Below are 10,493 nucleotides of genomic sequence, written 5' to 3' on the forward strand. Positions count from 1 at the left end.
GATGGGACGTCCACCGAGCACGGCCGAGCGCCGCGCGGCCATTCGCGCGATCCTGGCGGGGAATGCCTGCATCCACCCCGCTTCCGTGCACGATCCCATCGCCGGGCGGATCGCCGCCGACCTCGGCTTCGAGGCAGCGATGTTCGCCGGTTCCGTCGCATCGCTCACGGTGCTCGGCGCGCCCGACATCATCGTCCTGACGCTGTCCGAGTTCGCCGACCAGGCGCGGCGCATCTGCCGCGGCGGCGCCCCGCCGCTGCTGGTCGATGCCGACCATGGCTACGGCAACGCGCTGAACGTGATGCGCACGGTGGAGGAACTGGAGACGGCAGGGATCGCCGCCCTGACCATCGAGGACACCGACCTGCCGCGAGGCCACGGCGTCGCGGAGCCGGGCCTGCTGAGCCTGGAAGCGGGGCTGGGCAAGATGCGCGCGGCGGTGGCGGCGCGGGAGGACAAGGGCCTCGTCGTCGTCGCCCGCACCAGCGCGCTGAACCTGGTCGGGCTGGATGAGGCGGTGCGCCGCGCCAAGGCCTATGCGACCTGCGGCGCCGATGCGCTGTTCTTCACCGGCGTGAACGACTGGGAACAGCTCGCCGCGATCCAGGCCGTCGCGGGCGGGCTGCCGATCATCCTGGGCGGCACGCCGCCCAAGATGGCCGACAAGGCGCGGCTCGCCGCCCATGGCGTGCGCGTGGCGCTGCAGGGCCACCAGCCCTTCGCCGCCGCCGTCGCCGCCATCCATGCCACGCTGAAGGCGCTGCGCGACGGCACCCCGCCGTCCGACCTGCAGGGCATCGCGCCGCCCGCGCTGATGAAGCAGGTGACGCGCGAGGCCGACTACGCCGCCTGGACCCGCGACTTCCTCTGAGACCGGACGAGACCGCCATGCCCGTCGATCCCGACACCCTCGCCATGCTGCAGGACAAGTACCTGGTCCTGCATGAATTCGTGCGCGCGGCGAAGAATCGCCTCGACGCGAATCTCTGGGACTACCTGGTCGGCGCGACCGAGACCGAGACCACCATGCGCCGCAACCGCATGGGCATCGACGCGCTCGCCTTCCGCCCGCGCGTGCTGCGCGACGTGTCGCAGATCGACACCAGCTCGACGATCCTCGGCAAGGCGGTGCGGCTGCCGGTCTTCCTCGCCCCGGTCGGCGGGCTCGAATTCATGGCGGTCGGCGCGAATGGCGCGGTGACGGCGGGCGAGGGGGCCTCGGGCTTCGGCGTGCCGATCATGCTCTCCTCCGTCTCCAAGCCGGGGCTCGAGGAGGTCGCGGCGGCGACGCCGGGGATGAAGATCTACCAGCTCTATGTGCGCGGCGACGCCGCCTCGATCGAGGACAGCATCCGGCGCGCGGTCGGCAACGGCTACGATGCCTTCTGCCTCACGGTCGACACCGCGATCTATTCGCGGCGCGAGCGCGACATCGCCCGCCGCTTCGCCAAGCCGTGGCGCGCCACGGCGACTGGGGAAGCGCAGCGCTACCAGGCCGCGCTGAACTGGGACGACGTGAAGCGCATCAAGGATGCCCATCCCGACCTCAAGCTCATCCTCAAGGGCATCGCGACCGGCGAGGACGCGATGATCGCCTGCGAGCATGGCGTCGAGGTCGTCTATGTCTCGAACCACGGCGGCCGCCAGCTCGATGCCGGGCGCGGGTCGATCGAGGTGCTGCCGGAGGTCGTCTCGGCCGTCGGCGGTCGCGCGAAGGTCTGGGTCGATGGCGGCTTCTCGCGCGGGACCGACGTCGTGAAGGCGCTCTGCCTCGGCGCCGAATGCGTCGGGCTCGGGCGCCTGTATTGCTACGCCCTCGCGGCCGATGGCGCCGCCGGCGTGGTCCGGATGCTCGAGATCCTGGAGAACGAGATCCGCTCCTGCCTCGGCCTGCTTGGCGTGACCTCCATCGCGCAGCTCGGCGCGGGCTTCGTGCATGCGGCGATGCCGACCAACCTGCCGCATGTCCACAGCGCCTTCCCGCTGCTGCGCCTGGACGATTCCGGGTATTGAGCCCGCCCGGACCGGAGCGAAGTCCCGTCCGCGACCTGCTCGCGGACGCGGCCTTCGTCCGCCTCTGGGCGGCGGGCGGCCTGACCAACTCGATGCGCTGGGTGGAGATGCTCGTCAGCGGGCTCTTCGCCTATGAGCTGACGCGCTCGGCCTTCGCCGTCTCCCTCGTGCTGATGTCGCGCGCGCTGCCGATGCTCACGGCCGGCGCGCTGTCCGGGGCGCTGGCGGAAAGCCTCGACCGCAAGAAGCTGCTGATGGCGGGCCAGGCGGCGACTGCTGTCGGTGCGATGGTCGTCGCGGCGCTGGCCGCGAGCGGGTCCCTCGCGCTGTGGCACCTGTTTGCCAACGGCATGCTGGGCGGCCTCGTCTGGACCAACGAGCTCGCGACGCGCCGGCGCATGGTGGCCGAGGCGGCCGGGCCGCACCGCATCGTGCAGGCCGTCGCCTTCGACACCATGACGGGCAGCACCACGCGCATGGTCGGGCCGCTGGCGGGCGGCATCTTCTACCAGACCTTCGGCGTCACCACGGCCTATCTGATCGCCTCGGTGCTCTATGTCGCGGCCTTCATCCTTGTTTCCGGCGTGCGGCACGAACAGGAACGGCGGCGCCTGGTGCCGCGGCGCCTGGCCGCGGAGGTGGCGGAAGCGGCGCGCATCGCGCGGCGGATGCCGGTGCTGCGGCTGGTCCTCGGCGTCACCATCGCGATGAACGTGTTCGGGTTCTCCTACCAGTCGATCCTGCCGGCCTTCGGCGCCATCGCCTTCGCGGCGAGCCCCGCGCAGATCGGCCTGCTGGCGGCGGCCGAGCCGTTCGGCGCGCTGCTCTCGGGCCTCGCGCTCGCGCTGCGGCGCGGGGCGCCGCCGGGCGGGGCGGCGCTCGCGCTGGGCTCGGCCGCCTTCCTGGTGCTGCTGGTCTTCGCCGTGCGGGCGCCGACCCTGCCGGTCGCGGCGCTTCTGCTGATGCTGGGCGGCGCCGGCACGGCGGCCTTCGCCAGCCTGCAGACCGGCCTCGTCATCATGCATGCGCCGATCGAGGCGCGTTCCCGCGTCCTCGGCCTCACCACGACCTGTATCGGCATGGGGCCGCTGGGCGTGCTGGCGGTCGGTGCGCTGGCGGACGCCTTCGGGCCGCAGGACGCCATCACCGGCATGGCGGTGGCGGGCCTCGCCGCGCTCGGCCTTGTGACCCTGCTGGCGCGCGACAGGGGTTAACACTTCCCTGCTGGCGGTGACGCGCCGCGCGGCTTGGTCTACACGGGTGGAAGGGGCTCACGGCACGTGCCGATCCGCGTGTCCCGGACTGAATTTCAACCGTCGGTAGCGGATTGCGATTGCCGGACAGCCGGGCGACGCAGGCCGTGCCACCGGGCCCAGGATGGGAAGGATTGCGTGGCATGTCGCCAGCCGGGGCCAAGCGCCAGATTCTGGTGATCGAGGACGAGGCCCTGGTGGCCATGCTCGTCGAGGATGCGCTGCTCGATTCCGGCTTCGACGTGCTCGGCCCGGCCCGCTCGGTGGCCGAGGCGCTGGAACTGCTCGAGGCCGAGCAGCCCGCGGCCGCGGTGCTCGACCTTAACCTCGGTGGCGAGAACTCGCTCGCCGTGGCCGACGCGCTCCAGGCCCGCGGCATCCCCTTCCTGGTCGCGACCGGCTATGGCTCGGCCGGCCTGCCGCAGACCCACCGGCATGTCCCGGTGCTGCCCAAGCCCTATGACCCGGCGGATCTGACGACGCTGGTGGAGCGTCTCTGCGACGGCCGCTGACGCGCCCTACACCGCCGCGCTGTGGCGCGCGGGTGAGGGCTTGAGGTAGGCGTCGAAGCAGGCGGCGAGGTGCCGCAGGAAGGGCCGCCCCTCCGGCGTCATGGTCAGCCGACCGTCGCGGCGCGCGACCAGCCCGTCGGCGGCGAGGTCGCCCAGGCGATCCCGCGAGCCGGCCAGGATGTCGGCGGGAATGTCGGCTTCCGGGATGCCGCCTTCGCACATCACGCGCTCGATCAGCCGGGCGCGGGTCCGGTCCTCGGCCGTCAGGGCCAGGCCGCGCGCGGTCGGCAGGCGCCCGGCCTCGACGGCGGCGAGCCAGGCCTTCTCCTCCGGCGCGTTCTGCACGTAGCCCTGCGGCATCGCGCCGATCGCCGAGGCGCCGAAGCCGATCAGGTAGGGCGCGGTGTCGGTGGTGTAGCCCTGGAAGTTCCGCCGCAGCGCGCCCGTCGCGGCGGCGACCGCCATGGCATCCCCCGGCTTGGCGAAATGGTCGAGGCCGATCGCGACATAGCCCGCATCGGTCAGCACCCGCGCCGCGGCCTCGGCCTGGCGCATGCGCAGCGCGGCGTCGGGCAGGTCCTCGACGCGGATGCCCTTCTGGTGGGGCTTCATCCACGGGACATGGGCGTAGCCGAAGACGGCCAGGCGATCGGCGCCGCAATCGAGCGCGAATCGGGCGGAATCCTCGACCTCGGCGACGCCCTGGCCGGGCAGGCCGTAGATCAGGTCCATGTTGATGCCACCGACGCCGATCGCGCGCAGGCCCCGCACCGCGGCCTCCACCTGCGCCTTGGGCTGGATGCGGCCGATGCGTTCCTGCACCGCCGGCGTGACGTCCTGCACCCCGAGGCTCGCCCGCGTCAGGCCTATGTCGGCCAACGCGGCCAGCAGGTCGTGCCCCAGCGTGCGCGGGTCGAGTTCGGCCGCGACCTCCGCCCCCGTGCGGAAGGCAAAGAGCCGGCGCAGCGCCGCGGCGATCCGGCGCAAGCCCTCGGCGCCGAGCGCCGTCGGCGTGCCCCCGCCCAGATGCAGCGCGGCGACGCCGCCATGCCCGGGCAGCAGCGCGGCGACCATCGCCGCCTCCTTCTCGAGCCCGGCGCCGTAGCGCGCGATTCGCGCCGCCGAGCGCGTCACCGAGGTGTGGCAGCCGCAATACCAGCAGAGCTCATGGCAGAATGGGACATGCACATAGAGCGAGAGCGCGTCCTCCGGCCGCGCCGACAGCAGCCAGCCGGCGTAGGTCGCGGGGTCGAGCGGGCCGAAATGCGGCGCGGTCGGATAGCTGGTGTAGCGGGGCAGGGGGGTCGCGGCGTGGCGGAGAAGCGTCTCGCCGGACGGGTTCGGTGTCTCGGGCATGGCGATTCTTCACCACGCGGGCGGCGCGGGTGCCTTGCGCTGGCGCAACCTTTCGCCGTCGGACGGTGCGTTGTGATACCGGACCATTGTGGTCCGTCGCCGGGTGTTCCAGGCTGCGCGAAGGTCGGCGTATGCTGGCAGCGAAACGGAGGACGGCGGATGCCGCGCGGCACGCACCAGCATGCAGGGAGGGTTCGGGCGGCGAGCGCGTCGCATGCGATGCGACCCGTCCCGCGCGCCGGGCGTGTTGATGCTGCTGCGCCCCGTCCCCGCACGATCGAACCCTTGCCGTCCGCCGGCCGCCGCGGCCCCCGCCCCGAGGGCGCCGCCGCGAGGCCGGGCGGAGGAGCCCGCCGATGCAACTGACCCTGTCCGTCCTGCGCTGTCCCGACAGCGTCGTCCCCGAGCAGCGCCGCGTGCCCGGCGGCGACTATGTGCTCGGCCGCGGCGCCGATGCGAGCTGGGTGCTGCCCGATCCCGACCGGCTGCTGTCGAAGCATCATTGCGTGCTCGAGTTCCGCGGCGGCGGGTGGCAGGTGCGCGACCTGTCGACCAACGGCACCTTCGTGAACCATGCGACGACGCCGGTCGGCCGCGACCAGGTGAAGATGCTCGAGGACGGCGATCGCCTGCGCCTCGGCGCCTATGAGATCGAGGTGCGCGTCGAGCAGTCGGGCGCGCAGCCCTCCGCCTGGGGCGGCGGCCTGCCGGGCGCCGCGCCGCCGCCGCCGGCCGGCGGTGGCTGGGACCAGCCCGCCGCGACGCCGTCCTGGGACCAGCCCGCGGCCGCACCCGCCTGGGGCCAGCCGGCCGCGAGCCCCGGCTGGGATCAGCCCGCGGCCTCGCCGGGCTGGGATACGCCGCCGTCCACGCCCCCGGCCTGGGGCGCGCCCGCCGAGGCACAGCCCTGGGGCCAGCCTGCGCCGCGCGACGAACCGCTGCAGCCGCGCATGGCGGGCGATCCCTTCGTCGGCGGGCGCCCGTCTCCCGCGCCGATGCCGGGGCTGCCGAGCGCCTCCGGCCTGCCGGCCGACTTCGATCCCTTCGCCGCGGCGCCGCCCGCGGCGGATCATCGCCCCTCGACCTCGGACGCCTTCGTGCCGCCGCGCGCCATGCCGCAGCCGGGCGGGGGCATCCCGGACAGCTGGGACCTCGGCGCCGCCCCCGCGGCACCTGCCGCCCCGGCCGCGCCCCAGGCGCCGCAGCCCGCGGCCGGCGGACCGGGGCAGATCCCGGACGACTGGAACTTCGATCTCTCCCCGGCCCCCGCCGCGCCGACGCCCGCCCCGCGCCCGGCCGCGCCACCGCCGCCGCAGCCTGCCGCGCCCTTCCCGGCCGGCGGCCCGGATCCCTTCGCCGCGCCCGCGGCGGCGCCGTTCCCGGCGGCCGCGCCGACGCCATTCCCGGCGGCCCCGCCGCCCGGCGGGCCCGACCCTTTCGCTGCCCGGCCGGTCGCCGCACCGCCGCCGGTCCCGCACGGGCCACCGCCGGGCCACGATCCCTTCGGCGCCCCGCCGGTGGCCGCGCCGCCGCCCATGCCGCCGGGCCCGCCACCCGGGCACGATCCCTTCGCAGCGCCGCCGGTGGCCGCGCCGCCCCCGGTCCCGCATGGCCCCGCACCGGCGCACGACCCCTTCGCGGCGCCGCCCGCGGCACCGGCGGGATACCCGGCGCAGCAGCCGGCCGCCTTCAGCCCGGCGCCCGGCCCCGACCCCTTCGCGGCCGTCGCCCCGGCCGCACCGGTGCCGCAGCCCGCGGTCGCCCCCTACACGCCGCCCCCGACGCCGCCGGGCGCGAGCAGCGATCCCTTCGCCGAACCACCGCCGCCCCCGCGCGCGGCCGTGCCGCCGCCTCCGCCGCCGGCACCCGAGCCCGCGCCGGTCGCCCGGCCCGCGGCACCGGCACCCGCCCCCGCGATGGCGGGCGGCGGCAGCGCCGATGGCGGCCTCGCCGCCTTCCTCGCCGGTGCGGGGCTGCCTGCGCATCTCGCGGGCAACACCGATCCCGACGCGGCGCTGCGCGCGCTCGGCGCCGCCTTCCACGCGGCCATCTCGGGGCTGCGGCAGCTGCTGATCGCGCGCGCCGACGTGAAGCGCGAATTCCGCATCGAGCAGACCATGCTGCGCTCCGCCGGCAACAACCCGGTGAAGTTCGCCGCGTCCGACGAACAGGCGCTCGCCGCGCTGATCTCGGCCGGCACGCAGAACGGCCCGCGCGCGGTGCGCGAGACGGTCGAGGACCTGACCGCGCACCAGGTCGCCACGCTGGCCGCGACCCAGGCCGCGGCGCGCGCATTGCTCGCGCGCCTCGCGCCCGAAGGGATCGAGGGGCAGGACGGCGGGGGCGGCGGGGGCCTCTTCGCCAGCAAGGACAAGAAGCTGTGGGAGGCCTACAAGCGGCTCCACCAGCAGGTCACCGAACAGTTCGACGACGATTTCGACAGCGCCTTCGGCAAGGAATTCGCGCGCGCCTACGAACAGGCGTCGCGGAAGGATCGCTAGGGGCCGGGGGCAGGGGAGCGCGTAGCGGATGCTCTGGCACGACAAGGTGGTCTGGCAGGAGGGGATGTTCCTCCGTGCCCAGCACTTCCAGCAGCAGGACCGGCACTTCGAGTGGATGCTGCAGGCGCGCGCCGCGCCGCTCAGGCCGCATCCCTGGGGGATCACGGAACTCTCGCTCGACCGCGACCTGCTCGCGGCGGGCAAGTTCGCCGTGGCCTCGGCGACCGGGGTGATGGAGGACGGCACGCCCTTCTCCATTCCCGGCCATGCCGACCAGCCCGCGCCGCTCGACCTGCCGGAGGGCACGCGCAACTGCGTGGTCTACCTGGCCCTGCCGGTGCGCCAGCCCGGAAGTCCCGAGATCGCCTTCAGCGAAGGCCCCGAGATGGCCGCCGCGCGCTACGGCATGCGCGGCTTCGAGGCCTTCGACACCCATTCCGACGCGACGGTGCCCGCCGAACTGCAGGTCGGCCGTCCGCGCCTGCGCTTCATGCTCGAGACCGAGGAACGCGCCGGCTTCTCGGCCATCGGCCTGACCCGCGTGGTCGAGGTGCAGGCCGACCGCCGCGTCGTGGTCGATGAGCGATTCATCCCGCCCTGCCTGCGCGTCTCGGCCTCCCCGCCGCTCGGCAACCTGGTCAGCGAGCTGGTCGGCATGTTGGGCCAGCGCGCGGAAGCGCTCGGCGCCCGGCTGTCCCAGCCCGGCGCGCGCGGCGTCGCCGAGGTCGCCGACTTCCTGCTGCTGCAGGCGGTGAACCGCTGGCAGCCGCTGCTGGCGCACTGGGCCGATGCGGGCAACGTGCATCCGGAATCGCTCTACGCGGCGCTGGTGCAGCTCGCGGGCGAGCTCGCGACCTTCACCGATCCGAAGCGCATGGCCGCGACCTACCCGGCCTACCGGCACGAGGACCTGCAGCGGTCCTTCGCCCCCGTGGTGGCCGACCTGCGCCGCAGCCTGTCCATGGTGCTCGAGACCAGCGCGGTGTCGATCCCGCTGCAGGAACGCCAGTTCGGCGTGCGCGTCGGCCCGATCGTCGACCGCACCGTGCTGCGCTCGAGCCAGTTCGTGCTCACCGTCCAGGCGGACATGCCGTCCGAGCAGATCCGCCGCGTCTTCCCCAACCAGGTGAAGATCGGCGCCGTCGAGCATATCCGCGAGCTGGTGAACGTCGCGCTGCCGGGCATCCAGGTGCGCCCGCTGCCCGTGGCACCCCGCCAGCTGCCCTTCCATGCGGCCGCGGTCTACTTCGAGCTCGACCGCGGCAGCCAGCACTGGGCGCAGATGCAGAATTCCGGGGCCTTCGCCATCCACGTCTCCGGCGATTTCCCGAACCTCAAGATGGAACTCTGGGCGATCCGCGGCTGATGCCGCGGATGGTCGAGGCTGAACCGAAGGACCGCGCGCGATGAGCGACAATCCCTTCGCCGAACCGGACGACAGCGACCGCACGGTCGTCCGGGGCCCAGGCGGCGCCGCGCCGCCGCCGCGCCCGCAGCCGGCCGGGCCCGCGCCCTACCGGCCTGCCGGGCCACCGCCGATGGGCGGCATGCCCGGGCTGCCGACCGGCGCCGGGTCGGGTGCCGGTGCTGCGCCGCGCGGTGACTCCGCCCCGCGCCTTGCCGGGGAGGCGGACCAGCTGCCCAAGGTCGGCATCGGTCCGCTCGTCGCCGCGTCCCAGCCGCTGCTCGACCTGCTCGCGCGTCTCGCCAATGCCGGCACGACGGCGCCGCCGCAGGGCCAGGAACTGCGCGAACGCACGCTGCGCGCCTTCGCGCAGTTCGAAAAGGACGCCCAGGAACTCGGCGTGAGCCAGGAGCAGGTGCGCGCGGCGCACTACATCCTCTGCGCCAGCCTCGACGACGTGGTGCTGTCCTACAATTGGGGCCAGGGCAGCGTCTGGTCGGTGCAGTCCCTCGTCGCGACCTTCCACCAGGAAGTGAAGTCGGGCGACCGGTTCTTCGACGTGCTGGCGGGCATGCAGAAGGATCCCGGGCGCTGGAAGGACGCGCTCGAGCTGACCTATTTCTGCCTCGCCCTCGGCTTCCAGGGGCGCTACCGCCTCTCCCCGCGCGGCGCCTCGGAACTCGAGCGCATCCGCGAGGGGCTCTACCAGCTGCTGACGCAGGTGCGCCCGCCATGGGAGCGCGAGCTCTCCCCGCATTGGAAGGGCGTCGACGCGCCGCATCGCGGCCCGCGCAAGGGCGTGCCGGCCTGGGTCGCCGCCTGCGTCGCGGTCTTCGGCCTCGGCATGGGCTACGCCTGGCTGGCGAATGCGATGAACGAGGGCTCGGACGGGCTCTATGAGCGCATGGCCGCGCTGCCGCCGGGCATGGTGCCCGAGATCGTGCGCGCCGCGCCGCCGCAGCCGCCCGCGCCGCCGCCCGCGCCGCCGGCCTTCCTGCCGCCGCCGCCACCCGACTTCCTGATGACGCTGCAGCAGTTCCTCAAGCCCGAGATCGACCAGGGCCTGCTGACCGTGTTCGGCGATGCGCGCTCGGTGACGGTGCGGCTCAAGGGCACCGGCATGTTCGCCTCGGGCTCGGCGACCGTCGAGCCGCGCTTCATCCCCATCCTGCAGCGGGTCGGGCAGGGCCTGCGGACCGAGCCCGGCCGCGTGCAGGTGATCGGCCATTCCGACAACCAGCCGATCCGCACCGTGCGCTTCCCCTCGAACTTCCACCTCTCGCAGGCGCGCGCCGAGGCGGCCGAGCAGATCATCGCCGCCGCGACGGGGGAGCCTGCACGCTTCACCGCCGAAGGGCGTGCCGACGCCGAGCCCATCGCCGACAACCGCACCGCCGAGGGGCGCGAGCAGAACCGGCGTATAGAAGTGACCCTGCTGCGGGGGACCCGCTGA

Annotated in this window: 8 protein-coding genes; 7 read left to right on the forward strand and 1 reads right to left on the reverse strand. The window is 74.1% G+C overall.

Annotated elements, in window-relative coordinates:
- The first annotated feature begins 1 nt into the window (after position 1).
- The 4 genes from GWK15_RS09565 (at position 2) to GWK15_RS09580 (ending at position 3,778) form a co-directional block, all read left to right on the forward strand.
- A complete protein-coding gene (locus GWK15_RS09565; protein ID WP_168041052.1) occupies positions 2–871 on the forward strand; it encodes an isocitrate lyase/PEP mutase family protein in 870 nt (289 codons plus the stop codon).
- A 17-nt stretch (positions 872–888) separates the two neighbouring features.
- Positions 889–2,013 carry an alpha-hydroxy acid oxidase gene (locus GWK15_RS09570; protein WP_168041053.1) on the forward strand — a complete coding sequence of 375 codons (1,125 nt, stop codon included), beginning with the start codon at positions 889–891 and terminating at the stop codon, positions 2,011–2,013.
- Positions 2,010–3,227 carry an MFS transporter gene (locus GWK15_RS09575; RefSeq protein WP_168041054.1) on the forward strand — a complete coding sequence of 406 codons (1,218 nt, stop codon included), beginning with the start codon at positions 2,010–2,012 and terminating at the stop codon, positions 3,225–3,227. Before GWK15_RS09570 ends, GWK15_RS09575 begins: the two co-directional genes overlap by 4 nt.
- A 182-nt stretch (positions 3,228–3,409) precedes the next feature.
- On the forward strand, positions 3,410–3,778 hold the full coding sequence (locus GWK15_RS09580; RefSeq protein ID WP_168041055.1) for a response regulator: 369 nt from the start codon (positions 3,410–3,412) through the stop codon (positions 3,776–3,778).
- Positions 3,779–3,784: 6 nt separating this feature from the next.
- On the opposite strand, the gene hemN is transcribed toward GWK15_RS09580, so the two are convergent.
- Entirely contained in the window at positions 3,785–5,134 is a 1,350-nt protein-coding gene (hemN, locus tag GWK15_RS09585) for an oxygen-independent coproporphyrinogen III oxidase (protein WP_168041056.1), read from the reverse strand.
- A 356-nt stretch (positions 5,135–5,490) separates the two neighbouring features.
- Between hemN and tagH the strand changes: the two genes are divergently transcribed.
- The 3 genes from tagH to tssL are packed head-to-tail and all read left to right on the forward strand — an operon-like array spanning position 5,491 to position 10,493.
- Positions 5,491–7,635: a type VI secretion system-associated FHA domain protein TagH gene (gene tagH / locus GWK15_RS26290; RefSeq protein ID WP_168041057.1), complete on the forward strand. Its 2,145-nt coding sequence runs from the start codon at positions 5,491–5,493 to the stop codon at positions 7,633–7,635.
- Positions 7,636–7,663: 28 nt separating this feature from the next.
- The gene (tssK, locus tag GWK15_RS09595) at positions 7,664–9,001 is read left to right on the forward strand and encodes a type VI secretion system baseplate subunit TssK (protein ID WP_168041058.1); all 1,338 of its coding nucleotides are present in this window, start codon (positions 7,664–7,666) and stop codon (positions 8,999–9,001) included.
- 40 nt (positions 9,002–9,041) lie between these two features.
- Positions 9,042–10,493, forward strand: a complete 1,452-nt coding sequence (gene tssL / locus GWK15_RS09600) for a type VI secretion system protein TssL, long form (RefSeq protein ID WP_168041059.1) — start codon at positions 9,042–9,044, stop codon at positions 10,491–10,493.

Origin of the sequence: Neoroseomonas oryzicola (assembly GCF_012163135.1) — a bacterium.
In the GTDB taxonomy this organism is placed as follows: domain Bacteria; phylum Pseudomonadota; class Alphaproteobacteria; order Acetobacterales; family Acetobacteraceae; genus Neoroseomonas; species Neoroseomonas oryzicola.

What these genes read in the sequence shown, in the direction of transcription:
- hemN (WP_168041056.1), bottom strand. Translation starts at nt 5,134, where the DNA reads ATGCCCGAGACACCGAACCCGTCCGGCGAGACGCTTCTCCGCCACGCC.
- GWK15_RS09570 (WP_168041053.1), top strand. Translation starts at nt 889, where the DNA reads ATGCCCGTCGATCCCGACACCCTCGCCATGCTGCAGGACAAGTACCTG.
- tssK (WP_168041058.1), top strand. Translation starts at nt 7,664, where the DNA reads ATGCTCTGGCACGACAAGGTGGTCTGGCAGGAGGGGATGTTCCTCCGT.
- tssL (WP_168041059.1), top strand. Translation starts at nt 9,042, where the DNA reads ATGAGCGACAATCCCTTCGCCGAACCGGACGACAGCGACCGCACGGTC.
- tagH (WP_168041057.1), top strand. Translation starts at nt 5,491, where the DNA reads ATGCAACTGACCCTGTCCGTCCTGCGCTGTCCCGACAGCGTCGTCCCC.
- GWK15_RS09565 (WP_168041052.1), top strand. Translation starts at nt 2, where the DNA reads ATGGGACGTCCACCGAGCACGGCCGAGCGCCGCGCGGCCATTCGCGCG.
- GWK15_RS09580 (WP_168041055.1), top strand. Translation starts at nt 3,410, where the DNA reads ATGTCGCCAGCCGGGGCCAAGCGCCAGATTCTGGTGATCGAGGACGAG.